At 67.8% G+C, this 23,870-nt stretch carries 22 protein-coding genes and 2 pseudogenes; 5 read left to right on the top strand and 19 right to left on the bottom strand.

Annotated features, from left to right (window positions below):
* The 9 genes and pseudogenes from rnpA to tet form a co-directional block, all read right to left on the bottom strand.
* On the bottom strand, positions 1-453 hold the full coding sequence (gene rnpA, locus AC1RJ9_RS12230) for a ribonuclease P protein component (RefSeq protein WP_492837155.1): 453 nt from the start codon (positions 451-453) through the stop codon (positions 1-3).
* A gap of 93 nt (positions 454-546) precedes the next feature.
* On the bottom strand, positions 547-681 hold the full coding sequence (rpmH, locus tag AC1RJ9_RS12225; RefSeq protein ID WP_004622337.1) for a 50S ribosomal protein L34: 135 nt from the start codon (positions 679-681) through the stop codon (positions 547-549).
* Between the two features lie 123 nt (positions 682-804).
* Positions 805-1,803 carry an NADPH:quinone oxidoreductase family protein gene (locus AC1RJ9_RS12220; protein WP_492837154.1) on the bottom strand — a complete coding sequence of 333 codons (999 nt, stop codon included), beginning with the start codon at positions 1,801-1,803 and terminating at the stop codon, positions 805-807.
* Between the two features lie 146 nt (positions 1,804-1,949).
* Positions 1,950-3,014: pseudogene (locus AC1RJ9_RS12215) on the bottom strand (alpha/beta hydrolase); the annotation flags it as partial.
* Positions 3,015-3,047: 33 nt separating this feature from the next.
* Positions 3,048-3,683 (bottom strand): TetR/AcrR family transcriptional regulator, encoded by a 636-nt coding sequence (locus tag AC1RJ9_RS12210; RefSeq protein WP_492837153.1) that lies wholly within the window; start codon positions 3,681-3,683, stop codon positions 3,048-3,050.
* 254 nt (positions 3,684-3,937) lie between these two features.
* Positions 3,938-4,189, bottom strand: coding sequence for a DUF2164 domain-containing protein (locus AC1RJ9_RS12205; protein ID WP_492837152.1), 252 nt, complete (start codon positions 4,187-4,189; stop codon positions 3,938-3,940).
* Positions 4,190-4,325: 136 nt separating this feature from the next.
* A complete protein-coding gene (locus AC1RJ9_RS12200) occupies positions 4,326-5,708 on the bottom strand; it encodes a flavin-containing monooxygenase (protein WP_492837151.1) in 1,383 nt (460 codons plus the stop codon).
* 75 nt (positions 5,709-5,783) lie between these two features.
* Positions 5,784-6,110 carry a hypothetical protein gene (locus tag AC1RJ9_RS12195; protein WP_492837150.1) on the bottom strand — a complete coding sequence of 109 codons (327 nt, stop codon included), beginning with the start codon at positions 6,108-6,110 and terminating at the stop codon, positions 5,784-5,786.
* 60 nt (positions 6,111-6,170) lie between these two features.
* On the bottom strand, positions 6,171-7,388 hold the full coding sequence (tet, locus tag AC1RJ9_RS12190; protein ID WP_492837149.1) for a Tet(A)/Tet(B)/Tet(C) family tetracycline efflux MFS transporter: 1,218 nt from the start codon (positions 7,386-7,388) through the stop codon (positions 6,171-6,173).
* A gap of 83 nt (positions 7,389-7,471) precedes the next feature.
* Here tet and AC1RJ9_RS12185 point away from each other — a divergent pair, with 83 nt between their 5' ends.
* Positions 7,472-8,095, top strand: coding sequence for a TetR/AcrR family transcriptional regulator C-terminal domain-containing protein (locus AC1RJ9_RS12185; RefSeq protein ID WP_492837148.1), 624 nt, complete (start codon positions 7,472-7,474; stop codon positions 8,093-8,095).
* Here AC1RJ9_RS12185 and AC1RJ9_RS12180 read toward each other — a convergent pair.
* On the bottom strand, positions 8,079-9,407 hold the full coding sequence (locus AC1RJ9_RS12180) for a PQQ-dependent sugar dehydrogenase (protein WP_492837147.1): 1,329 nt from the start codon (positions 9,405-9,407) through the stop codon (positions 8,079-8,081). The two genes, AC1RJ9_RS12185 and AC1RJ9_RS12180, sit on opposite strands and share 17 nt — an antisense overlap.
* 75 nt (positions 9,408-9,482) lie before the next feature.
* Between AC1RJ9_RS12180 and AC1RJ9_RS12175 the strand changes: the two genes are divergently transcribed.
* Positions 9,483-10,148, top strand: a complete 666-nt coding sequence (locus AC1RJ9_RS12175; RefSeq protein ID WP_492837146.1) for a GDSL-type esterase/lipase family protein — start codon at positions 9,483-9,485, stop codon at positions 10,146-10,148.
* A 61-nt stretch (positions 10,149-10,209) separates the two neighbouring features.
* On the opposite strand, the gene AC1RJ9_RS12170 is transcribed toward AC1RJ9_RS12175, so the two are convergent.
* From AC1RJ9_RS12170 to AC1RJ9_RS12135, 8 genes and pseudogenes are all read right to left on the bottom strand, one after another.
* Positions 10,210-13,290, bottom strand: a complete 3,081-nt coding sequence (locus AC1RJ9_RS12170; protein ID WP_492837145.1) for an efflux RND transporter permease subunit — start codon at positions 13,288-13,290, stop codon at positions 10,210-10,212.
* Positions 13,291-13,303: 13 nt separating this feature from the next.
* Entirely contained in the window at positions 13,304-14,374 is a 1,071-nt protein-coding gene (locus AC1RJ9_RS12165; RefSeq protein WP_492837144.1) for an efflux RND transporter periplasmic adaptor subunit, read from the bottom strand.
* A 238-nt stretch (positions 14,375-14,612) separates the two neighbouring features.
* Positions 14,613-15,050: a hypothetical protein gene (locus AC1RJ9_RS12160; RefSeq protein ID WP_492837143.1), complete on the bottom strand. Its 438-nt coding sequence runs from the start codon at positions 15,048-15,050 to the stop codon at positions 14,613-14,615.
* 75 nt (positions 15,051-15,125) lie between these two features.
* Positions 15,126-15,476 carry a hypothetical protein gene (locus tag AC1RJ9_RS12155; RefSeq protein ID WP_492837142.1) on the bottom strand — a complete coding sequence of 117 codons (351 nt, stop codon included), beginning with the start codon at positions 15,474-15,476 and terminating at the stop codon, positions 15,126-15,128.
* A gap of 197 nt (positions 15,477-15,673) precedes the next feature.
* Complete coding sequence (locus tag AC1RJ9_RS12150) at positions 15,674-16,018, bottom strand: hypothetical protein (protein WP_492837141.1); 345 nt, start codon at positions 16,016-16,018, stop codon at positions 15,674-15,676.
* A 226-nt stretch (positions 16,019-16,244) separates the two neighbouring features.
* Positions 16,245-16,298: pseudogene (locus AC1RJ9_RS12145) on the bottom strand (hypothetical protein); the annotation flags it as partial.
* Between the two features lie 158 nt (positions 16,299-16,456).
* Entirely contained in the window at positions 16,457-17,515 is a 1,059-nt protein-coding gene (gene mgrA, locus AC1RJ9_RS12140) for an L-glyceraldehyde 3-phosphate reductase (RefSeq protein WP_492837140.1), read from the bottom strand.
* A 95-nt stretch (positions 17,516-17,610) separates the two neighbouring features.
* Positions 17,611-18,513, bottom strand: a complete 903-nt coding sequence (locus AC1RJ9_RS12135; RefSeq protein WP_492837139.1) for a LysR family transcriptional regulator — start codon at positions 18,511-18,513, stop codon at positions 17,611-17,613.
* A 150-nt stretch (positions 18,514-18,663) separates the two neighbouring features.
* On the opposite strand from AC1RJ9_RS12135, the gene wrbA reads away from it, so the two are divergent.
* From wrbA to AC1RJ9_RS12120, 3 genes are all read left to right on the top strand, one after another.
* A complete protein-coding gene (gene wrbA, locus AC1RJ9_RS12130; protein WP_492837138.1) occupies positions 18,664-19,263 on the top strand; it encodes an NAD(P)H:quinone oxidoreductase in 600 nt (199 codons plus the stop codon).
* Between the two features lie 552 nt (positions 19,264-19,815).
* Entirely contained in the window at positions 19,816-20,643 is an 828-nt protein-coding gene (locus AC1RJ9_RS12125) for a flagellin (protein WP_492837137.1), read from the top strand.
* A gap of 330 nt (positions 20,644-20,973) precedes the next feature.
* Positions 20,974-21,798: a flagellin gene (locus AC1RJ9_RS12120; RefSeq protein ID WP_492837136.1), complete on the top strand. Its 825-nt coding sequence runs from the start codon at positions 20,974-20,976 to the stop codon at positions 21,796-21,798.
* 390 nt (positions 21,799-22,188) lie between these two features.
* On the opposite strand, the gene AC1RJ9_RS12115 is transcribed toward AC1RJ9_RS12120, so the two are convergent.
* Complete coding sequence (locus AC1RJ9_RS12115) at positions 22,189-23,799, bottom strand: carboxylesterase/lipase family protein (protein WP_492837135.1); 1,611 nt, start codon at positions 23,797-23,799, stop codon at positions 22,189-22,191.
* Between the last annotated feature and the right edge of the window lie 71 nt (positions 23,800-23,870).

The following is a 23,870-nucleotide window of genomic DNA, read 5'->3' as shown; positions in this document are numbered from 1 at the left end:
TTAACCGGAAACTTTGAGATCGGGTTGTTGGGAAGAGGCGTCTTGAGCGGATGCGCCGGATGACGGGCGGGGAACCTTGGGTCCTCCGCGATCATGCTCGGCGGCGAGGCTTATCAGCGCTGTTTTAACGTCGTCAAGCAAACGCCCCCATTCGCGCGTCGTGGTTCCTCCGCGCGCGATGAACACATAGTCGTGCGAAGGGCGCGCATGAAGGGGCAGGACCAGCCGGGCGGCCTCGCGGAGGCGGCGCTTGGCGCGGTTGCGATCGACGGCCCCGCCGACCTTCTTGGTGGCCGTGAAGCCGACCCGGACCGTGGGATCCTCGTCGGGGCGCTTGCGCATCTGGATGAAGACGGCGCCCCGCGACAGGGCCGGGGCCTTGGCCGCCAGCAGGAAGTCGGGGCGCTTGCGCAGCCGCTCGAAGCGAAGGGGGGCGAACTTGAGTTCAGGCATGAAAAAAGCCGCCTTTCCGGCGAGAACCTGAAACCAGGTCTGTGGAAAAGGCGGCTTTGATCATCGTCTAACCTCCCGAGGGAGGAAGAGAAATTAGGCGGTCAGGCGCTTGCGGCCCTTGGCGCGGCGACGCGCGACGACCTTTTGGCCATTCTTGGTGGCCATACGCGCGCGGTAGCCGTGACGGCGGGCGCGCACGAGCTTCGACGGCTGGAAGGTGCGCTTCACGACGTGGCTCCGAAATGCAAATACGTTGAACGCGGTGACCAGGTCCCCGCGAGTGAGGGGCGGTGGATAAAAGAACGGACGAGGGATGTCAACCTGAGTCGGTTCAATCACTTGCCCGTGGGGTCACGGAACGATCACCGCTTTCCCCACCACCTTACGCTCCGCCAGCAGCTCGAACGCCTCGCGCCAGCGATCCAGCGGCAGCGCCGCATGCACATGCGGCCGGATCACCCCCTCGTTCGCCATTTTCCAGATGGCCTGGGCGTTCTCGCGGCCTTTCTCGGGAAACTGACGGCCGTACTCGCCGGCGCGCACGCCCATGACCGAGAAGCCCTTGATCAGCGGCATGTTGACCGAGACGTTCGGGATCCGGCCCGAGGTGAAGCCGATGACCAGCAGCCGGCCGTCGAAGGCGATGCAGCGGACGCTCTCGTCGAACACGTCGCCGCCCACGGGATCATAGATCACGTCGGCCCCGTGGCCGCCGGTGATCTCTTTCACGCGTTCCCGAAAGCCGCCGGTGACGTTGACGAGGGCGTCGGGGGCGTAGAGCGCCTGAACGGCCGCCAGCTTGTCGTCCGAGGCCGAGGCGGCGATGACGCGCGCGCCCAGCGCCTTGGCCAGGTCCACCGCCGCCAGGCCCACCCCGCCGGCCGCGCCATGGACCAGCACCCACTCGCCAGGCTCGACCCGTGCGCGGCGGACCAGGGCGACATAGGCGGTGAGATAGGCCGCGCCATAGGCGGCGGCCTCGGCGAAGGACAGCCGCGCGGGCTTGGGCTTCAGCGCCTCGGCCGACAGCACCGCGTATTCGGCGAACCCGCCCAGCCGCGCGCCGCCGACCACGGCGTCGCCGATCTGGAAGCCGGTGACGCCCTCGCCCAGGGCGACGACCTCGCCGGCCAGGTCGAGGCCGGGCGTGAAGGGCAGGGATGGTTTGAACTGGTACTCGCCCCGCGTCATCAGCAGGTCGGGGAAGTTGACGCTGGCGGCGCGCACGCGGGCCAGCACCTCGCCGGGACCCGGCTGGGGCGTGGCGACGTCTCGGACGGCGCAACCGGCGAAGTCGGGGGCCAGGTCCTCGACGACGAGGGCGCGCATGGTGGGGGGAACAGAACTCACGCCATCTCCTCAATCCGGTTTCCCCGGCGAATGCCGGGGCCCAGATTCAGCCTGATCGGTTGGGGCTGATCCGAAATGCGCCCCGTCACCGTGTCACGCGCCCATGGGTTCGATCTGGGCCCCGGCATTCGCCGGGGAGAACGGATTTATTGAGAAGCGCGCTGATCAAACGCCTGCCGCACCAGTCCCGCGATTTCGCGGCACGCGCCGTCCGCCGCCGGGATCGCGCCGGTGAAAGCCGTGAACCCGTGGGCCAGGCTATCGTAGCAGCGGTACAGCACCGGCACGCCGGCCGCCTGAAGGCGCTTGGCGTAACCCTCGCCCTGGTCGACTAGCGGGTCGAAGCCGGCGGTGGCGACCACGGCGGGCGCCAGGCCCGTCAGGTCGGCGGTCCTGTCCGGCGACAGGCGCGGGTCCGCCGGGTCGGCGTCGGCGCTCATATAGTGGCCCATGAACCAGTCCATGGTCGCGCGGGTCAGGGGATAGGCGTCGGCATAGGTGGTCATGGACGGCGTCTCGCTGGCCACGTCGACGGCGGGATAGATCAGGATCTGGGCGGCCGGCTGTGGCTCGCCCTTGCGCTGCATGTCCTGGGCGACGATGGCCGCGAAGTTGCCGCCCATGCTGTCGCCGCCGATGGCCGGCGGGACCGGCGCGGCGCCGAAGCGGCCGGTGTTGTCGCGCGCCCAGCGATAGGCGGCCAGCACGTCCTCCAGCCCAACCGGGAACTTGTGGTCCGGGGCCAGTCGGTAGTCGACCGAGATCACCGCCGTGCGGACGATCCGCGCCAGGATCGAACAGAAGGCGTGGCAGGACTCCAGGTCGCCGATCACCCCGCCGCCCATGTGGGCGTAGACGATCAGCGGCGCGGTGCTGTCCTGGTTCTCCGGCCGATAGGCGCGGGCCGGGATCGGACCGTTCGGGCCTTCGATCGATAGGCTTTCGGTGCGCACGCCGGGCTCCAGCGGCCCCTGGACGGCGGCCAGGCCCCGAGCGCTGCCGGCCACGGCCTCGGCGGGGCTCAGCGTGGTCATGGGCGGCAGCTTCTTGGCCGCGTGGGCGAAGAACTGGAAGCGGGGGTCCAGGGTTCGCCCGCCCTTATAGACGACCCCGCCGCCCGACATGGCCCGCAGGATCGGGCTGGGCAGCGACAGGATCAGCTTCAGGATGGTCTTCTGGGCGGCGTCGGAGGCCATGGTTTCCCCACTCTCTGCGTTCTTGTTGTTCTGATTATCTGGAAGGCTCTAGAGCCTTGGCAAGGCCGGCAGCCCGCCCAGGATCAGCTTGACCGCGAAATCCGCGGCGCTCTCTGTGTCGACGGGCCGCCGCTCCAGCATCTTGTCGCCGATCTCGCGGGCCACGGCGATGCAGGCGGCGGTCAGGTAGTCCAGGTCGACCGGCGGGGCGTGGGTCTGCTCCAGCACCCGGGCGAAGGCCTCTCGCACCTCGTCGAACACGGCGGTCACCTCGGGCGATGGACGCGCGTGCGGGATCTGCTCGCCCGGCGGCCGGTTGATGCGCCAGCTTTCCTGCTCGGTGGCCACGAAGTTGAAATAGGCCAGGATCGCGCCGCGCACGAACGACTGGAAGTCGGCGGCCTTCTCGGACTCGGCGCGCAGGAGGGGCCGGAAGCGGCGCGCGCCGTCATCGGCCAGGGCGTCGAACACCTCCTCCTTGGACTTGTAGTAGTTGTAGAAGGTGCCCGAGGCCAAACCCGTGCGGCGGATGATGTCGCGCACGGTGGCGGCGTCATAGCCCAGCTCGCCGAACACCTCGCGCGCGGCGTCCAGGATCGCCTGGCGATTGGCGGTCTTGGTGCGTTCCCGCTTGCCCGGCCGCTGATCGACGTGGGGCTTGGGGAAATAGGCGATGTTCGACATGGACCGCGACTCGGAGATGGAGCGATCTTGACGCTCCGTCAGGATCACAGCCTTAGTCGGGCGCGAGACGCAAGGGGTTGGCTGGGGGCGGCTGAATCCCGCCCCCCACCCCGACCTTCCCGGCGAAGGCCGGGACCCAGATTCAGCCAGAGCGGTTTGGGATGATCCGAGATGCGCCCGGTCAGCTTGTCGGGCGCCCATGGGTTCGATCTGGGCCCCGGCGTTCGCCGGGGAAATCGGAATAGAGGGGATTTTCACAGCGGCTTCACCGGCTGCTCGATCTCCCACACGGCCTCGCTGATCGCCTCCAGTTTCTCGCGGTACAGCGCCGAGGCGTCGTGGAGGCCCTGGTTGTAGTAGTAGGGGCCCAGCCGCTCGGTGATGAAGTCGAGCAGGAACTCGGCGTCGAAGCCTTTCACCTCAAGGTCCAGCTCGGTCCGCAGATAGTCCGAGAGCCCGCCGACCAGCTTGGCGCGGGTGTCCTTGTCGAAGGTGATCTTGGCCATGGTTGCTTTCTTCTCGCTTCTCCCTCGATGGGGGAAGGGCGGGTGTGGGGTGATGCGGCGGTGGCGACACCTCGCCCTTTTCGGAACGCGTGTCACCCCCATCCCAAACCCTTCCCCTATCAAAGGGGGGAAGGGCTTAGCTCGCCAGCAAGGGCTCCATCCTGATCTCCGCCAGCGCCGGCACCGGCAGCTTGCCGCCCTGGCTCCGCGCCCGCGCCTCGCCCTTGGCGATCGCCTTCTTCAGGTCGGCGCAATAGACGTTGAAGTCGACCTGGATGGTGTGCCGCGCGGAGTCATAGAATTGGCCCGTGTGGCGCGCCTCGTCCTTGGTCATGATCCGGACCATCTCGGCGTCCGACGGCGGGGCGTACTTGCCCGCCAGATAGGCCGCCGCCAGTTTCGCCTGCTGCTCGGCGAAGTTCACCAGGGTCGGCAGCGGCTGGGCCAGGCCCATGAAGAACAGGTTCGGAATCCCCGGCTTCATCATCCGCTTGAACAGCGGGAAGCGGTGGTCGGCGCCCGGCAGCAGGGCCGGGTCATCGAAGAACGGGAAGCTGATCTTGTAGCCGGTGGCGAAGACGATGGCGTCGACGTCCTCGACGCTGTCGTCGGCGAAGCGCACGCGCTTGCCCTCCAGCGCCTTGATCGCCGGCTTGAACTTGATGTCGCCGCAGCCGGCCCGGGTCAGGAACTCGCCCGAGACCGAGGGGTGCGCCTCCAGCGGCTCGTGATCGGGCTTGGGCAGGCCGTAGTCCTCCATCTTGCCGATGGTCTTCTTGATCACCGAGCGGGCGAGCGAGAGGCCAAGCTTCCTGGGCATCCAGGCGGGCATGGCGGATTTGTCCGCCGGCTTGCCATTCAGGTACTTGGGAAACACCCAGACCCCGCGCCGGGCCGAGACCCACAGGTTTTTCGCGATCGGCCGCTGGGAGAGTTCGCTGGCGATGTCCATGGCCGAATTGCCCATGCCGACCACCACGACGTTCTTGCCGCGCATGTCGACGGGATCGAACGGGTCGCTATAGGCGTGGGCGTGAAAGGCCGGACCTTCGAACTCGCCCGGATAGTCGGGAATACGCGGATCCCAGTGGTGGCCGTTGCAGACGAACAGCACGTCGTAGAGCCGCGTCTCGCCGGTCGACAGGGTCACCGACCAGAGACCATCGTCGGTGCGGCGAGCCTTCTCGACGCGGGTGTTGAAGGTGATCGTCGGACGCAGGCCGAAGTGGTCGACATAGTCCTTGAAGTACTGGAACAGCTGCGCGTGGTGCGGGAAGTCGGGCCAGTCCTTCGGCACGGGGAAGTCCTCGAACGCCAGCCGCCACTTCGAGGTATCGATGTGCAGGCTCTCGTAGCAGGCCGACATCCCGTTGGGGTTCTTGAAGTACCAGTTGCCCCCGATCTCGTCGGACATCTCGAAGCAGTCGTAGGGGACTCCGTGGTCCTTCAACCGCTTGATCGTGGTGAAGCCGCTGCAGCCCGCGCCGATGACGCACGCTTTGGGGAGCTTGGCCGTCATTCCATCCACCCTGACTTATCGTTGTTCAGGAGCGTATCAGCGTTATGCGGAGCGGCAAGCGGCCGTTGGGGAAACTCAGCGGCCGAAGCGCGCCGGAGAATAGGTGGCCGTGCAGGCGGCGTTGCACTGGGCCCAGCGTCCGCCGCACCCGTCATCGTCGCCGCCCGCCTGGCAGAAGTAGAGCGTCTTGGAGCAGGTCGTCTTGCACTGCTGGGTGTCGCCGGCGGGCCGGCCCTGGGCCAGCGGGATCGGGGCGGGCAGGATGAAGCTGGGCGCGTCGACCGGCGCGGCGAGAACCGCGACGGGCTTCTTGGACTTCGGCGCGGCCGGGACCGTCGGCTGGCCGGCCAGGGCCGGGCCGGCGATGGCGAGGGTCAGCAGGACGAGAAGGCGGCGGCGCATGAAGCGACTCTAGGCGGCCGGGGTAAAGGTCCGATTAACCATGTTTCTCCGGTTCGGACCCTATCGGCGGACCGCCGTCGAAGGGCCGCTCAGCAGGATTGGCAGACACAGCAGGCCGATCGCCGCGCCGGCCATCCACACCAGGCCCGGGAACCAGCCGCGACTGGCGAAATAAACCTGGGCGATGACCACGGGACCGATCACCGAGGCCAGGCTCGCGAGACTCGCCAGCACGCCTTGCAGGCGGCCCTGCTGGTCCTCGCCGACCTGGGCCGACAGCAGCGACTGGATCGCCGCGTGGCCGATGCCGCCCAGGCAGAAGAACGGCAGCAGCGCGAACGCCATCCAGCCCTTGGTCGCCAGGCCGATGGCGACATAGGCGAAGGCGTCGCAGACGATGGCGATGGCCAGGGTCTTGCGCTCGCCGAACCGCCCGGCCACCGGACCGGCCACGAAGGCCTGGGCAAGGGCGGTGAAGACGCCGAAGCCCGCCAGTGAGAAGCCGACCGTCCAAGGATCCCAGGCGAACTTGTCCTCGCCGTACAGCACCCAGATCGTGCCGCCGACCTCGCCGACGATCGCCAGCATGACGAACGCGGCCATCAGCGGCAGCAGGGCCGGGAAGGCGGCCGCCCAGCGCAGCGAGCCGAACGGGTTGAACGCCGCGGGGTCGAACGGCTTGGCGCGGGCCTCATCCAGGCTCTTGTGCGACTCCGGCAGGATGAAGACGGCCATCAGGAAGTTGACGCCGTTCAGCGCCGCCGCCGCCAGGAACGGGGCGCGCGTCCAGACCTCGCCCAGGAACCCGCCGATCACCGGGCCCAGGATGAAGCCGACCCCGAACATGGCGCTGAACAGGCCAAAGCGGCGGGTGCGCTGCGTCTCGGGCGTGATGTCGGCGATATAGGCCTGGGCCACGGCCATGTTGGCCCCAGTGATCCCGGCGATGGCGCGGCCGACGAACAGCCAGGCCAGCGAGGGCGCGAAGGCCATGAACACATAGTCGATCGCCGCGCCCGCCAGCGAGACCAGCAGCACCGGGCGGCGGCCGACCTTGTCGCTGATCGCGCCCAGCACCGGCGCGCACAAGAACTGCATCAGGGCGTAGAGGCCCAGGAACGCCCCGAACCGCCAGCCCAGGTCGCCGGTATGGCCGACCTCGCGCAGCAGGCGCGGGATGATCGGCATGACCAGGCCGATGCCGACGGCGTCCAGCATCACGGTGGCCAGGATCAGGGGAAAGGCGAGCTTAGCGCGGCGCTGAAGAAGATCGGACATAAAATTTATCATCGATAAAGTTCCTTATCGGCGATAAAGTCCGGATCGGCCGCGAGGTCAAGATGATTCAGAATGGGACTCTCATGAAGGTCGATCGTCGACGGATTCTGGAGACGGCGCTGGAGGTGCTGAACGAGGTCGGGGTCGACGCCCTGTCCACGCGCGCCATCGCCGAGCGCCTGGGCGTGCGGCAGCCGGCCCTCTACTGGCACTTCAAGAGCAAGCGCGACCTGCTGGACGCCATGAACGGCGAAATCCTGGGGAGGGCCCACGAGGCGCGCGTACCCCGGCCAGGCGAGACCTGGCAGGACTTCGTGCGCCGCAACGGCAGGAGCTTCCGCGCGGCGCTATTGAACTACCGTGACGGCGCGCGGGTCCATGCGGGCACCGAGGCCGATCCGGGCGACCTGACGCACGTCGAGGCCCAGGTCGCCTTCCTGGTCGCGGCGGGCTTCACGCCCGGCCAGGCCATGCAGCTGTTCGTCGCCGTCAGCCGCTATGTGGTCGGCTGCGTGCTGGAGGAGCAGGCCTCGCCCGCGGACGGCTCGGTCGAGCAGAGCCAGCTGGACGAAGCCGCCAGGGCCTATCCGGTTCTGTCCGAGGCCGTCGCCTACTACCGCACGAGCGGCCATGCGGGGCTGTTCGAGCGCGGCCTCGAGCTGATGGTGAAGGGCGCGGAGGCGGAACTGGCTACCGCGTGGGGCTGACCCTCCACACCGCGTTGCCGACGTCATCGGCGACCAGCAGCGCGCCGGAGGCGTCGACCGTCACGCCGACCGGCCGGCCCTGGGCCTTGCCTTTGGCGTCCAGGAATCCCGTCAGGAAGTCCTCGACCGGGCCCGCCGGCTTGCCGTCGACGAAAGGCACGAAGACCACCTTGTAGCCCGCCTGCGGATTGCGGTTCCACGAGCCGTGCTGGCCGATGAAGGTTCCGCCCCGATAGTGAGCCGGGAAGCTCTTGCCGGTGTAGAAGGTCAGGCCCAGCGAGGCGGTGTGGGCGCCCAGGGCGTAGTCGGGGACGCTCGCGCGCTCGACCAGGTCGGGGCGGCGGTCCTTGTCCTTGACCCGCTTGTCGACGTGGCGGCCGTAGTAGCTGTAGGGCCAGCCATAGAAGCCGCCCTCGCGGACCGAGGTCATGTAGTCGGGGACCAGGTCGTTGCCCAGTTCGTCGCGCTCGTTGACGGCGGTCCACAGCTGGCCATTGGCCGGGTTCCAGGACAGGCCGACGGGATTGCGCAGGCCCGAGGCGAAGATGCGCTGCTGGCCCGTGGCGAGGTCGATCTCGTGGATCGCGGCGCGGCCCTCCTCGGCCGGGATGCCGTTCTCGCCGACATTGCTGTTCGAACCGACGCTCGCATAGAGCTTGGAGCCGTCCGCGCTGGCGATGATGTTCTTGGTCCAGTGGTGGTTGATCGGCCCGCCCGGCAGGTCGGCGACCTTGCGCGGCGGCGCCGAGATGCGGGTCGCGCCGGTCGTGTAGGGGAAGGCTACGACGGCGTCGGCATTGGCCACGTAGAGGGTGTCGCCGACCAGGGCCATGCCGAACGGCGAATAGAGATTGGTCAGGAACGGGACCTTCATCTCGGCCACGCCGTCGTGATCGGCGTCACGCAGCAGGGTGATGCGGTCGGCGCTGGGCGCGCCGGCTCCGGCCTTTTTTATCAGCATCTTCTCGAAGAAGCCCTTCAGGCCGCGCGGCGGTTCCTTCTTGGGCGGAGCGTTGCTCTCGGCCGCCAGCACGTCGCCATTGGGCAGGACGAGCAGCCAGCGCGGATGGTCCAGGCCTTGCGCGAACGGCTGCACCTGGAAGCCCGCCGGGGCGCTCGGCGTGACGCCCGCCGGCCAGCCGACGACGTCCGAGACCTTGACGGTCGGGATCAGGCTCCTGCTGGGCTTGGGCAGCCGCGGGTCAGGGCCGTAGCCGACCGCGCCGTTCTGCTGGCCGTTGCTCCGCCCGCAGGCGGCGAGGGCTGTCAACGCCACGCCGACGATCAAGATTTCGCGAAACCGACGCCGCATTGAACGCTTCCCTCTTCATCCTGCGTTCAACGCGCAGGGTGTTTGATCTGTTCTGGTTATGGATACGGTTCGACGATGGTGAAGTTCCAGTCTTCCGCTCTTGATCGCCGGTTCCTGCTGGCTGGCCTCGCGGCGCTCGTGACGCCCGGCGGCGCCTCGGCGACCGCGCGGAACGCCAAGCCTTCGCCGCCGCCCTTGCCGGTCGTGACGGTGCTGGGCGACTCGATCACGGCGGGCCTTGGTCTGGCGCAGGACCTTTCCATGCCCGCGCGGCTGCAGGCGGCGCTGGAGCGGATGGGCGCGCCGTCGCGGGTGCGGAACCTGGGCGTGCTGGGCGACACCAGCGCCAACGGCCTGGCGCGCGTCGATCGCGTGCCCGTCGAGAGCGTGGTCTGCGTGGTGGCGCTCGGCGGCAACGACCTTCTGCTCGGCCTCGCCCCGACGATGACCAAGGCCAACCTGCGGGCCATCGTCCAGCACCTGAAGTCGAAGAACATCCGCGTGGTGCTGGCCGGGGTCCGCGCGCCGGGCCTGCTGGGCGTCGACTACGCCCGCCGCTTCACCCAGCTCTATCCGGACCTGGCCCGCGAGCAGGGGGTGTTCTACGCGCCGGACTTCCTGACCGGGGTGATCGGCGTGTCGCGCTACATGCAGCGCGACGGGATCCACCCGAACGCGGACGGGGCGAGGATCATCGCCGACCGCCTGGCGCCGGTGGTGGCGCAGGCGCTGAGGGCTTAGGGGCTCAACCCCAACACCGACCTCCCCGGCTTTCGCCGGGAAGATCGGGATGGTGGAGGATCTACTCCACGATCGGCTTCTTAGGCGCCACGTGGTGGTGATTGCCGAACAGGCGGCCCATCAGGCGCTCGGAGCGCGTCTTCAGGCCGTCCATCAGGATGAACACCACCGGGATGTAGAGCAGCGACAGCAGGGTCGAGGTGATCAGGCCGCCGATGACCGCGATGGCCATGGGGGCCCGGAACTCGACTTCCGCGCCGAGGCCGATGGCGGTGGGCAACATGCCCGCGCCCATGGCCACGGTGGTCATCAGGATCGGCCGGGCCCGCTTGTGCGCGGCGTCGATGATCGCCGTGCGCTTGTCCATGCCGTGCTCCTTCATGGCCATGATCGCGTACTCGACCAGCAGGATCGAGTTCTTGGCCGCGATGCCCATCAGCATCAGGATGCCGATCAGGGTCGAGATCGAGAAGCTGGAGTGGGCCAGCACCAGCAGGCCGAAGGCGCCGCCGATGGCCAGGGGCAGGGCCACCATGATGGTGATCGGGTGGGCGAAGCTGCGGAACAGCAGCACCAGCACGACGTACATCAGCAGGATGCCGGTGATCAGCGCGCCCAGGAAGCCGGTGACCATCTCCTGGATGAACTCGGCGTCGCCGGCGGCCACTTCCTTGACCCCGTTCGGGAGGTTTTTGACCGCGGGCAGGGCGTGGACGCGCTTGGCGGCCTCGCCCACGACGATGCCGTCCAGCTCGGCGGTGATCGTCGCCACGCGCGCGCGGTCGCGGCGGTCGACCTGCGAGGGACCCGCGCCGAAGCGGACGTCGGCCACGGCGTTCAGCGGCACGGGGCCGTTGGGCGACGGCACCTGCAGGGTCTGCAGGACGGCGATGTCCTCGCGCGCGGTCTGGCTGAGGCGCAGGCGGATCGGCACCTGGCGGTCGCCCAGATTGTACTTGGGCAGGTTCTGGTCGACGTCGCCGATGGTGGCCACGCGCACGGCCTGGGAGATCGCGCCGGCCGAGACGCCAGCGCGGGCGGCTTGGTCGGGCTTGGGCGTGACGACGATCTCGGGACGGGCGATCGAAGCGGTGTTGACCACGTGGGCCAGGCCCGGGACGCCGCGCATCTCGGCCTCGACCTTGCGGGCCGCCGCTTCCAGGGCCGGGCCGTTGTCGCTGACCAGGCTCAGGGTGTAGCTGCCGCCGCTGGACGGGCCGCCGCCGTTGTTGCTGCCCGAGCCGATCCGCGCGCCGGGGATGGCGGCGAACTGGTCGACCATCTGGCGGCTGAACACCTTCTGGCTGATGCGTTCCTTCTTGTCGGTCAGGTCGGCGGTCAGCTCGGCCTTGTTGACGGCGCTGTTGCTGCCGACCGCGGCATAGACGCTGACCACTTCCTTGCGGGCCCGCAGTTCGCGGGTCACGCGCTGCACGATGGCGTCGGTCTCGTCCAGCGTGGCCCCGGGCGGCAGCTCGACCGAGAACTCGGCGCGACCGCGGTCGGCCTGGGGCTGGAACTCGAACGGCAGGCGGGTGGCCAGCAGGATCGAGATGGCGAACATCGGGATGCCCATCGCCAGCACCTTCCAGCGATTGCGCAGACCCCAGTTCAGGGCCTTCAGGTAAGGCCCCATCCACGCCGGATCCTTGTCCTCGTGGTTATGGTCGGCCTTCAGCATGTAGGCGCCCATCAGCGGCGTCAGCAGGCGGGCGACCACCAGCGAGAACAGCACCGAGATACAGGCGGCCAGGGCGAAGGCCTTGAAGAACTGGCCGATGATGCCGGGCATGAAGCCCACCGGCGCGAACACGGCCACGATGGTGAAGGTGGTGGCCACGACGGCCAGGCCGATCTCGTCGGCCGCCTCCATGGCCGCCGCATAGGGGCTTTTGCCGCCGCGCATGTGGCGGACGATGTTCTCGATCTCGACGATGGCGTCGTCGACCAGGATGCCGACGGTCAGCGACAGGGCCAGCAGGGTGATGCCGTTCAGCGACTGGTTCATCGGCGCCAGGACGGCGAAGGTCGGGAACAGCGACATCGGGATGGCCACCGCCGCCAGCAGCGTGGCGCGCCAGTCGCGCAGGAACAGCAGCACGACCAGCACCGCCAGGATCGCGCCGACGATCAGGGCCTCCATCGAGGCGATATAGCTCTCCTCGATATATTTCACGTTCGAGGTGATTTCCTGGATCTGGATCTCGGGATGATCCTGGTCGAGCTTCTCGACGGCCTTGCGGATCTTCTCGGCGGTCTGCACCTCCGAGGCGCCGCGGCCGCGGACCATGTTGAAGGTGACGACTTCCTGGCCGTCATAGCGGGCGCGCGAGCGGGGCTCGGCCCAGTGGTCGGTGACCTGGCCCAGGTCGGCCAGGCGCACGGCGTCGCCGCTGGAGACGGGCACGCGGGTCTCGCGCAGCTGCTCGACCGAGCCGGCCGCGCCCAGGGTGCGGATGGCGCGCTCGGCGCCCGAGATCGTCACGCGGCCGCCGGGAAGGTCGGCGTTCGAGGACACCAGGGCCTGGCTGACGGCGGCGGCGGTGACGCCGCGCGCGGCCAGGCGGTCGGGATCCAGGGCGATCTCGATCTCGCGGCTCACGCCGCCCTGGCGGTTGACCTCGCGCACGCCCTTGATGGCCAGCAGGGCGCGGCTGACGTCGTTGTCGACGAACCAGCTGCGCTGCTCGGGCGTCAGGGTCGGCGCCTTGACGACATAGGTGATCAGCGGGTCGCCCGAGATGTCGATCCGGGTGACGATCGGCTCCTGCATGTCCTGGGGCAGGGAGCCGCGCAGGTTGGACATGGCGTTGCGCACGTCGTTGGTGACGCGCTCGTGGTCCACCCCCAGCTCGAACTCGATGAACGTGGTCGACGCGCCGTCGACGACGGTGGAGTTGATGTGGCGCACCTGGCCCAGGCCGGCGATCGAGTCCTCGATCAGGCGGGTGACCTGGGTCTCAAGCTCCTGCGGCGCGGCGCCGGGGCGCACGGCCGTGACGACGACGAACGGCAGGTCGACGTCGGGATTGTTATTGATCCGCATGCTCTTGAAGCCGGCGATGCCGGCGAAGCAGAGCAGCACGAACAGCATGATGACGGGGATCGGGTTCTTGATCGCCCAGGACGAGATGTTGCGCATCGGTCTGTCGTCCTCAGCGCGCGGTCTTGGAGGCGGCCGGCCGGGCGGCGGCGCCGACGCGGACCAGGTCGCCCTCGCCCAGGAAGCCGGCGCCCTCGACCACCACCTGCTCGCCGGCGTTCAGGCCGGTCGCCGCCACGCGGTCGCCCGTCGTGGCCAGGATGACGATGCGGCGGAAATGGACCTTCTTGGCGGCGTCGACCACGAACACGCCGGGGCGGTTCTCGCGGTACAGCACCGAGGCCGACGGAACGACCAGCGCGGCCTGATCGCCGGCGTCGATCGTGGCGCGGGCGAACATGCCTGGACGGAAGCCGCCCATCGACGACAGGGCGATGCGCGCCGTGCCGATGCGGGTGGCGGGGTTGACTTCCGAAGTGACGATGCGGACGCGGCCGGTCGTTTCACCAACCTTGTCGGAATAGATCTTGGCCGACATGCCCGCCTTGACCGCGCCGAGGTCGGTCTCGGGGATGTCGGCGTCCAGCTCCAGTCGGCTGTCGCGGACGATGCGGAACAGTTCCGAGCCGGCCGTGACGATCTGGCCCTTGGTGACGCTGCGGCGGCTGATCAGGCCGCCGACCGGCGCGCGGATCGAGGTCTGGGCCACGCGCGCGGCGGTCTCGCCCCTGCCGGCTTCGGCGGCGGCCAGGTTGGCGGCCGAGGTGCCCTGGCGGGCGATGGCGGTGTCGAGGCCGGCCTGGCTGAGATAGCCCTTGGCCTGCAGCTCCTTGGCGCGGTTCAGGGCGGCGCTGGCTTCGGCCAGGGTGGCCCTGGCGCTGGCGACGGCGGCGTCCTGCTGGCGCAGCTGGGCGGTGATCAGCGCGCTGTTGAGCTGGACCAGGACCTGGCCGGCGCGGACGGTCTGGCCTTCCTCGGCGTTGACGGCGACGGCGGTCAGGCCGCCGGTCTCGGCGCCGACCGGCACCTCTTCCCACGGCGAGACCGTGCCCGTGGCGTTGATCTGGCGCGCGATCGGCTGGCTGGAGACGGTGGCGAGGCTGACGGTCGCCGAAGCGCTCGGCGCGGCCCGCGTCTTCTTCTCCGGCTTCTTCCCGCATCCGGCCAGAGCGATCGCGCTCACGCCCAGGACCAAGACCAGCGCGCTCAGAGTCGGGCGGCGCCCATTGATCCCGTTAAGCACGAACATTTCCCCAGCAACAATTGAGCCCGACGGCCTTCTAGCCGACAAACCTCGGGTCGCTGAGTTAATTTGCCGTAAGACGATAAGAAGCCTGGAATTCCTCCCCTCTTGATGCGGGAAACGTGAACCGGGCGTTGGTAGCGCTGTCAGCGGTGAGGCGGCGTCACGGGGTTGGGCGTCAGGGCGCGACGGCCTTGGGCGTCGTCGGGCGCCGGCGCGGCAGCGCGCCGCAGAACAGCGCCGCCATGGCCAGGTAGCTGAAGACTCCGCCGCCCGCGATGTAACCGGCGCGGTTGGAGAGCTTGTGATCGGCCAGGTTGGCGAGAACCAGGATCAGGGTCAGGCCGTGAAAGCCGCAGGCCCACATTGGCCACCAGCGATCCGATCGCAGGGCGATGAACAGCAGCACCAGCATCAGGGCCAGGTCGACCAGGATGACCGCGGTCTGGGGACCGAACCTCTGCAGGCTGTTGTAGAACAGGGCCGTGGCGAACCAGGCCAGGATCATGGCGACGGCGGCTACGCGCTCGGGCCAGCCGCCACGCCACAGGGCCACGCCGGTCGCGATCAGCAACGCGGCGAGACTGGCCCATTGATAGAAGAAGCCGAGGGACATCGCGCCAGGGTGGCGCCATTCGTCCAGATTGCAACGCCTCTCGCCGATCGAGACCGGCGAGAGGCGCGCTCGTGTCTAGGCGGCGACGGTCAGGCGGCCGCTGGGGCTGGTCTCGATCAGGCCGGCCGGCTTGACGGCGCCTTCGCCGAAGGAGACGGCCGATAGGCCGATGTCGTGCTGGGCGGTCGACAGGTGCTTGTGCGTGACCACGATGCCCTCGCGGGCCGCGCCCAGGGCCTGCATGGTGTTGATCGCCGCCATCAGGGCGTCCTGGCCGACCAGCGCCGAGAGGTTGGCGTCCTGGCGGGTGGTCGGCATCAGCCCGGCCAGGGCGGCGGTGCGGGTGATGGCGGCGTCGATGGCCTTTTCGGCGGCGAACAGAGCTTCGGCCACGGTCTCGGCGGCCAGGCGGCGTTGCTTGAGCATGAGAAGTCTCCTCGCGCCGAGAGCTCCCGGCGCGTTGCTGAGGTGAAAATCTGGGCGGATGGACGCCCCGGCTCCCCGGAGGCGGAAATCTTACGGAAACAGGCCTTGCAGTGCGTGGAGCCCCGCCAGGATCGAGCCGAATGCGAACGCGGTCACGATCATCACGGCGGCGATGAAGGCCAATCGCAGGGGCAGGCTCAGATGATTGGGCCGTCCTCCTCCGAGTCCGAAGAGGACAAGTCCGACAGGAACGTCTCGTCCATCACCGCGCTGGCGATGCACAGGATCTCCCGCATCACCAACTCGCTGGGCTTGAACGAAGCCTGCTTGCGGGTGGCTTCCACCAGGTCGTGCACCATCGAAGCGCCCGCCGGAGTCACCGACAGGTTCTGAAGCTGGCGCTCGAGCTCGCTCCACGTGATCGGGGGCATGGTCTCGGCCGAATTCAGCAGGGGCCACGCGTGCCGGAAGCTCGACACTTCCTGGCGCAGGTGCGTGGCTCGGCCGATCGCGTCCTTCTGGTGGGGGGTCAACTCGTTCACTGGGAACTCCTTCCTCGATGAGGTCAGCAGACCGCGAGGAAGGATGTTCGCCTAGCCGGGCCGTGTCGGACCCCGACGCGATAGGAGGGGGGGGCGCGATAGGAGGGGGGGCGCCCCCCTGATGGGGACCCTGATCGCCCGCCTGATACGCCCGGTCGAAGACGCGGCGCGCCGCGTCGTAGCGGTCGGCCGCGCCCAGGCGCTTGCGGGCCTTGTCCAGGTGCCAGTCGACGGTGTGCTTGGAGAGGCCCAGTTCGCGGGCGATCTCCTTGGAGCTCATGTGACGATCGACGAGTCGGAGACACTCGCGCTCACGTTCGGTGAGGCGTTCCAGGCCGTTGGCCTGGTCAGGCAGGGTGTGAGCGCCCTTATCCATCACCGAGAACCATATGCAAACGCGACAGGTCGGCCAAGCGCCGGAACATTAAACCTTGGCTATCAGCGACGCGGCAGATCGCCGTCTGCCAGGGTCGACGACACTTTCCACAGGTCGACGCCGCCTTCGGAGGCATGGCGATCGATCAGCGCCAGCTCCTCGGCCGAGAAGGTGACGCCCTTCAGCGCCGCTAGGGAATCCTCCAACTGGGCGACGGTGCGGGCGCCGATCAGGGCGGAGGTGACGCGCGGATCGCGGAGGGTCCAGGCGATCGCCATCTGGGCCAGGGTCTGGCCACGACCTTGGGCGATCGCGTTCAGGGCCTTGATGCGATCCAGATTGTCCTGGGTCAGCAGATGCCCGCCGAACGAGCCGTCCCGGGCCGCCCGCGAGTCCGTCGGCACGCCGTTCAGGTACTTGCTGGTCAACAGCCCTTGGGCCAGCGGCGAGAAGGCGATGCAGCCGACGCCGAGGTCGTCCAGGGTGTCCAGCAGCGCATCCTCGATCCAGCGATTGACCATCGAATAGGACGGCTGGTGGATCAGCAGCGGCACGCCCTCGCTCTTCAGGATCGCGTGGGCCTTGCGGGTGAGCTCGGGCGAGTAGGACGAGATCCCGACATAGAGCGCCTTGCCCTGTCGGTGCAGGTGGGCCAGCGCCCCCATGGTCTCCTCCAGCGGCGTCGTGGGATCGACGCGGTGCGAGTAGAAGATGTCGACATAGTCGACGCCCATGCGCTTGAGGCTCTGGTCGCAGCTGGCGATCAGATATTTCCGCGACCCGCCTATGCCGCCATAGGGGCCGGGCCACATGTCCCAGCCGGCCTTGGTCGAGATGACCAGTTCGTCGCGGTGGGCCCTGAAGTCGCTCTCCAGCACCTTGCCGAAGTTCTCCTCCGCCGAGCCGTAGGGCGGGCCGTAGTTGTTGGCGAGGTCGAAATGGGTGATCCCCAGATCGAAGGCCCGGCGCAGGATGGCGCGGCCGGTCTCGAACACGTCGGCCCCGCCGAAGTTCTGCCACAGGCCCAGCGAGATCGCCGGGAGATCCAGGCCGCTGCGGCCGGTGCGGCGATAGGGCATGGCCGCGTAGCGGTCGGCGGCGGCGACATAGGGAGTCTGCATCGGGTGTTCCTTGGAGCGCGTGCGAATACAGCCGCCCCGCGCCGGTTCGGCAAGAGTGTTCAGGCCATAGGTCTGACCAAAGCGCGGCGGGCGGCTCAATTGGCCTGGCTGCGGAACCGTTCGATCAGGAAAGCGGTGGCGGGACCGGGCGGGGTGTCGCTGCGATAGATGGCGTGCAGCGTGTAGACCGCGTCGCTCAGGTCCGGCATGTCGAGGCGCTTCAGGCGGCCGGCGGCGATGTCCTCGCGGACCATCGGCTCGGGCATGTTGCCCCAGCCGAAGCCCTCCTTCATCAGCAGGTGCTTGGCGCCGAGGTCGGCCAGCCGCCACGTGTGGACGCTGCCGACGGCGAAGTCGCGACCGTCGGTCAGCTTCGATCGGTCGGTCAGAACGAGCTGGGTATGGCCGCGCGCCGCGCCCGGCGGATTGCGGCCCTGGGCCAGCGGATGGTCCGGCGCGGCGACGGGGATCAGCAGGGTCGAGCCCACGGCGATGGTCTCCAGGGCGTCGCCGCCGTTGACGACGTCCAGCGGTCCGGCGACGCCGATCGTGGCCCGGCGGTCCAGCACCATCTGGGTCACCGCGCCCAGGCCCTCGACATAGAGGCGCAGGGTCACGGTCGGGAAGGCCTCGCGGAAGGCGCGCAGGGCGTCGACCACCCGGGCGGTGGGCAGCATGACGTCCAGCACCAGGTTGACCTCGGCCTCCAGCCCCTGGATCAGGCCCCTGGCCTGGGCCCGGAGGGACGCGACGTCGCCGGCGATCACCCGGGCCTGGGCCAGCACCACCCGGCCGGCTTCGGTCAGCACCGGCGTCTTGGCCGCGTCGCGGTCGAACAGCGTCAGGCCCAGCTGGGCCTCCAGATTGGCGATCGCGTAGCTGACCACCGAATTGGCCCGGTTCATCCGCCGGGCCGCGCCCGCGAAGCTGCCCGCCTCGACCACGGCGAGGAATACGGACAGCTGGTCGAGGGTGGGAAGGCCGGGCTCGGCGGTCATCGGGCTCCAGGACCTAAGATTGGCATTCGAAAATCTCGAACATACTAGACGATTTTATTCGGCTGTTTCGCAAGCTCAAGCGGCGCCAAAAGGCGCGTCAACGACGGGGCATGACGCTTCCGCCAAGCAAGACACCGAGGGTTCGCCGTCATGGCCAAGGTTCTGGTTCTCTACTATTCGTCCTACGGTCACCTGGAGACGATGGCCAAGGCCGTCGCCGAGGGCGCCCGCGAAGCCGGCGCGAGCGTCGACATCAAGCGCGTACCCGAAACCGTGCCGCTGGACATCGCCAAGAGCGCCCACTTCAAGCTCGACCAGGATGCTCCCGTCGCCTCGGTCGAGGATCTGGCCAATTATGACGCGATCATCGTCGGCGCGCCGACCCGCTTCGGCCGCATGGCCTCGCAGGTCGCGGCGTTCTTCGACCAGGCCGGCGGCCTGTGGGCCCGCGGCGCCCTGCACGGCAAGGTGGCCGGCGCCTTCACCTCGACCGCCACCCAGCACGGCGGCCAGGAAACCACCCTGTTCTCGATCATCACCAACCTGCTGCACTTCGGCACGACCATCGTGGGTATGGACTACGGCCACGCCGGTCAGATGACCCTGGACGAAATCACCGGCGGCAGCCCCTACGGCGCCACCACCATCGCCGGCGGCGACGGCTCGCGTCAGCCCAGCGAGAACGAGCTGACCGGCGCCCGTTACCAGGGCCGCCGCATCGCCGAAACGGCGATCAAGCTGCACGGCTGATCTCAAGCCCCGGCTTTAGCCGGTCACATCGCTAGCGACCGGCCGTGAGGGGCCGGCCGGCTCCTTCCCCCTCCCGGGGAGCCGGTCGGCCCCTTCTTTCGTTGAACTGGAAAGCAAGGAGTCTCGTCATGCGTCGCCGCAACGGCCTTTTCGCCGACCTCTGGAGAGGTTTCGTCTTCATCGTGACCATCCGGGCGATCGCCAGGCCCTATCGCTCGCGCCGTCTGTACCTGGCGGGCCGCTGAGAGCCGGCCGCCGGTCCGCCCCAGCCTCCCGGGGAAGCCGGGGAGGCTGAGGTGGGGCCTGGGCGATTACCAAGTCATCGTAGGCAATACCTAAGATGTGCCATTTTGATACAAAGTGTTATCGCTCGTTAATTCAAATTCAAAGTTGATCTGGCTTTAATAGTAAACGAAATAGTTTGAATTGTTAATTGTGTAATACTGAAAATTAAACGAAGCCGTAAGCTCGTTGTGCGAGGTTCGTATTGGGCAAAACGCCCACCGGTCGTCAAAATGACGCCGGAATACCTCGAATAGGAGTTTCTTCGTTATGGCGCTGAACAGCATCAACACGAACTCGGGCGCTCTGATCGCCCTGCAAAACCTGAACTCGACGAACGCCGAGCTGGGCTCCGTCCAACAACGCATCAACACCGGCAAGAAGGTTGGCTCGGCCAAGGACAACGGCGCGATCTGGGCCATGGCCAAGACGCAGACCTCCAACTCGTCGGCGCTGAACTCGGTGAAGGACTCTCTGCAACGCGGTCAGTCGACCATCGACGTGGCCCTGGCCGCCGGCGACACCATCACCGACCTGCTCGGCAAGATGAAGGAAAAGGCCCTGGCCGCTTCCGACACCTCGCTGAACACCGCCTCGTTCAACGCGCTGAAGTCGGACTTCGACTCGCTGCGCGAACAGGTCCAGAAGGCCGCCGATAACGCCAAGTTCAATGGCGTCAGCCTGGCCGACGGCAAGGCCTCGAAGATGACCTTCCTGGCCAACTCGGACGGCTCGGGCTTCACCGTCAAGGCCCAGACCCTGGGTCTGGCCGGTCTCGGCCTGAGCACGACCGCGACCTCGACCTTCGCCTCGGCCAGCTCGGCCAAGTCGATGATCGCCACGCTCGACAAGGCCATCGGCACCGCCACCAACAAGCTGGCCTCGCTGGGCACCGCCTCGACCGGCCTCGACACCCACCTGACCTTCATCGGCAAGCTGCAAGACAGCTTGGACGCCGGCGTCGGCAACCTGGTGGACGCCGACCTGGCCAAGGAAAGCGCCAAGCTGCAATCGCTGCAGACCAAGCAGCAGCTGGGCATCCAGGCCCTGTCGATCGCGAACTCCTCGAGCTCGTCGATCCTCAGCCTGTTCCGCTAAGTCGGACGTCTTCGACCTAAAGGTCGTCGAAAGGGCGAGTCTCCGGACTCGCCCTTTTTCTTTTGCGCGCAGTCTCTCAGAGTCTAGGTGGGAATCATCAGGTAGAGTGAGGGGTGTTTGAATGTGTGCCAATTTGGGACACTTTCGGAAATATAGTAATGAGTCCTAACGTCCGGGCCTTGTTTCTTAAGGAAAAGGTTCGATGATTCAGTCGGGGGCTGTCGCTCATCAACAATATTGAAAGAGCGGGTGGCATAGTGTCGCGGCGGGCAAAACGCCCGCCGGTTGTCAAAACGACGCCGGAACACCTCGAATAGGAGTTGTTTCGTCATGGCGCTGAACAGCATCAACACGAACTCGGGCGCGCTGATCGCCCTTCAAAACCTCAACACCACCAACAGCGAACTGGGCGTCGTCCAGCAACGCATCAACACCGGCAAGAAGGTCGGTAACGCCAAGGACAACGGCGCGATCTGGGCCATGGCCAAGACGCAGACCGCCAACTCGTCGTCGCTGAACTCGGTGAAGGACTCGCTGCAGCGCGGCCAGTCGACCATCGACGTGGCCCTGGCCGCCGGCGACACGATCACCGATTTGCTCGGCAAGATGAAGGAAAAGGCCCTGGCCGCTTCCGACACCTCGCTGAACACCGCCTCGTTCAACGCGCTGAAGTCGGACTTCGACTCGCTGCGCGAACAGGTCCAGAAGGCCGCCGACAACGCCAAGTTCAACGGCGTCAGCCTGGCCGACGGCAAGGCCACGCAAATGACCTTCCTGGCCAACTCGGACGGCTCGGGCTTCACCGTCAAGGCCCAGACCCTGGGCCTGACCGGTCTCGGCCTGGTGAGCGGCAGCAACACCTTCACCTCGGCCTCGACGGCCAAGTCGATGATCACCACCGTCGACAAGGCCATCGGCACGGCCACCAACAAGCTGGCCTCGCTGGGTACGGCCTCGACCGGCCTCGACACCCACCTGACCTTCGTCGGCAAGCTGCAGGACAGCCTGGACGCCGGCGTCGGCAACCTGGTGGACGCCGACCTGGCCAAGGAAAGCGCCAAGCTGCAGTCGCTGCAGACCAAGCAGCAGCTGGGCATCCAGGCCCTGTCGATCGCGAACTCCTCGAGCTCGTCGATCCTCAGCCTGTTCCGCTAAGCCGGACATCTCGACCTAAAGGTCATCGAAAGGGCGAGTCTCCGGACTCGCCCTTTTTCTTTTTGCCGATCTCTAGCCGAGGCGTGCCAAAGTGGCCTGACCGCCGCCTCGGCGACCTCGGTCGTCCGCGACAGCTTCCCGCGTTACGGGGGGCTTCTCGCGGAAGCTCCAGCACGAAAGCCTGGTTACCCGCGCGTTAACCAGCAACCCCTTGTTCCGCCGAGCCATTTGAACCCCCGAAAGGAGTTCGCCCGGTGGAGTACGAAGAGCGTCAAGCGTGGATCGCCCTGTGGGCCGCCGTCTTCGGCGAGCCGCCGCCCGTGCAGCCCGATCGGGAACCGACGTCGCGGATCCTGGTCCAGCATCTGCCGCTGACGCTCCCTTACGAGATCAAGTCCCGAACTGGGTGAACGGCACGCGGTTGAAGAACGCGCGCTCGGCCCCGCGCGGGTCGTCCTCCAGCCGCGTCGTGGTGTCGAACACCATCGTCTGGCGGCGGGGCAGGGTGTAGGGCTCCCACTTCGGCAGGGCGCCGCCGTTCGGATCGCCGTTGCGGGCGAAGTTGACGAAGGCGTCGCTCATCGTGTTGGACATGGCGACCGACTCCGGCCCCGTCCCGACGATCGAGCCCTTGGCGTCCAGCGTGCCGAACACCAGGCCGATGTCGATGGTGTGCGGCGCGCCGAAGATCCCGCCGTCCTTGGGCGACTTCCAGTTGACCTGGTAGGCGAAGGCCGGAGCGCCGGCCTTGGCGCGTTCCTCGTCCTGGATGATCGCGGCCTTCCACGAGCGGCCAGCCGTCGAGGCGGCGAAATAGACGTCCGACGGCGAGTAGTTCGGATAGGTCTTGCGGTAGAAGGCCACGACCGTCTCGGGGGCGATGTCGATGCGGGCGTTGAACTGGCCCGGCAGCCGGGCGATCACCTCGTCCCAGCTCTTGGGGAACGCCCCGGCGTCCCAGCCGATGAAGCCCTTGGTCTCGTCGTGGGTGTTGCCGCACATCATCGGCACGGACAGACCGACCGGCGCGGCGTCCGGGAAGAACGGGTGGCGGTCCAGGGTCCGCTCGTCCAGCACCGGGCCCATATAGACCCCGCCCACGCCGGCGATCGGATCGACGGCCCGCAGACCTTCGACCATCTTGTCGGCCGAGAGGGCGCGCAAGGACGCCAGGTCCTGGGCGCCGACCTTCTCCATGAACGCCTTGGCGCGCTTCGTCGCATTGAACGGGCCGCCGGCGGTGACCTGCTGGCCGCTCATGGTGGCGGCGCGGTGGAACAGGCCCTTGGCGTTCGGCTGGGCCAGCAGGGTGGCGATCTTGGCCCCGCCGCCGGATTGGCCGAACAGCATCACCCGGCCGGGATCGCCGCCGAAGGCCGCGATATTGTCGCGCACCCATCGCAGGGCCAGGACAAGATCCAGCTGGCCGGCATTGCCGCTGTCGGCCACCGACGGATCGTTGAACAGGCGGGCGAGATACAGATAGCCGAAGGCGTTCAGGCGGTGGTTGACCGTGACCACCACGACGTCGCCGCGCTTGGCCAGCTTGGTCCCCACATACCAGGGGTGGCTGCCCGAGCCGGTGTTGTAGGCGCCGCCGTGGATGTAGACCATCACCGGCCGCTTGCCGCCATCCGCGAGGCCGGTCTTGCCGGCCTTGGCCGGGGTCCAGACGTTGAGGAACAGGCAGTCCTCGGACTGCGTTTCTTCCTTGCCCTTGCCCTGGGGGCAGGACGCGCCATAGGTCAGGGCGTCCTTTATCTCGGTCCAGGGCTCGGGCCTGACGGGGGGCATGAAGCGCCGCACGCCGCCAGTGTCCTGGCCGTAGCGCAGACCCTTGAAGACGCTGACTCCGTCCTCGACATAGCCGCGCACCTTGCCGGCGGTGGTGGCCACGACGGGGGAGCGCTTCTGCGCCGCATAGCCGGCGCGGGGCAGGGCGCCATAAGCGGCCAGGGCGGCGGCCCCGGTGATCAGGGTGCGGCGGGTGGCGGTGTGCACAGCGGTTCCTCCGGCGCCTTCCTGGCGCGCTTTGCCGTAGCGGTAGCACGAATGACACCGGTAACAATCCA

The organism is Caulobacter sp. GW822-FHT07D08 (assembly GCF_058798735.1).
This window is presented reverse-complemented; position numbering and strand designations above follow the sequence as displayed.

Bases quoted from the DNA above. Each gene is read 5' to 3' on its own strand.
- rnpA (WP_492837155.1), bottom strand. From the start codon at position 453: ATGCCTGAACTCAAGTTCGCCCCCCTTCGCTTCGAGCGGCTGCGCAAG.
- AC1RJ9_RS12210 (WP_492837153.1), bottom strand. From the start codon at position 3,683: ATGTCGAACATCGCCTATTTCCCCAAGCCCCACGTCGATCAGCGGCCG.
- AC1RJ9_RS12205 (WP_492837152.1), bottom strand. From the start codon at position 4,189: ATGGCCAAGATCACCTTCGACAAGGACACCCGCGCCAAGCTGGTCGGC.
- AC1RJ9_RS12200 (WP_492837151.1), bottom strand. From the start codon at position 5,708: ATGACGGCCAAGCTCCCCAAAGCGTGCGTCATCGGCGCGGGCTGCAGC.
- AC1RJ9_RS12195 (WP_492837150.1), bottom strand. From the start codon at position 6,110: ATGCGCCGCCGCCTTCTCGTCCTGCTGACCCTCGCCATCGCCGGCCCG.
- tet (WP_492837149.1), bottom strand. From the start codon at position 7,388: ATGTCCGATCTTCTTCAGCGCCGCGCTAAGCTCGCCTTTCCCCTGATC.
- AC1RJ9_RS12185 (WP_492837148.1), top strand. From the start codon at position 7,472: ATGAAGGTCGATCGTCGACGGATTCTGGAGACGGCGCTGGAGGTGCTG.
- AC1RJ9_RS12180 (WP_492837147.1), bottom strand. From the start codon at position 9,407: ATGCGGCGTCGGTTTCGCGAAATCTTGATCGTCGGCGTGGCGTTGACA.
- AC1RJ9_RS12175 (WP_492837146.1), top strand. From the start codon at position 9,483: ATGGTGAAGTTCCAGTCTTCCGCTCTTGATCGCCGGTTCCTGCTGGCT.
- AC1RJ9_RS12170 (WP_492837145.1), bottom strand. From the start codon at position 13,290: ATGCGCAACATCTCGTCCTGGGCGATCAAGAACCCGATCCCCGTCATC.
- AC1RJ9_RS12160 (WP_492837143.1), bottom strand. From the start codon at position 15,050: ATGTCCCTCGGCTTCTTCTATCAATGGGCCAGTCTCGCCGCGTTGCTG.
- AC1RJ9_RS12155 (WP_492837142.1), bottom strand. From the start codon at position 15,476: ATGCTCAAGCAACGCCGCCTGGCCGCCGAGACCGTGGCCGAAGCTCTG.
- mgrA (WP_492837140.1), bottom strand. From the start codon at position 17,515: ATGCAGACTCCCTATGTCGCCGCCGCCGACCGCTACGCGGCCATGCCC.
- AC1RJ9_RS12135 (WP_492837139.1), bottom strand. From the start codon at position 18,513: ATGACCGCCGAGCCCGGCCTTCCCACCCTCGACCAGCTGTCCGTATTC.
- wrbA (WP_492837138.1), top strand. From the start codon at position 18,664: ATGGCCAAGGTTCTGGTTCTCTACTATTCGTCCTACGGTCACCTGGAG.
- AC1RJ9_RS12125 (WP_492837137.1), top strand. From the start codon at position 19,816: ATGGCGCTGAACAGCATCAACACGAACTCGGGCGCTCTGATCGCCCTG.
- AC1RJ9_RS12120 (WP_492837136.1), top strand. From the start codon at position 20,974: ATGGCGCTGAACAGCATCAACACGAACTCGGGCGCGCTGATCGCCCTT.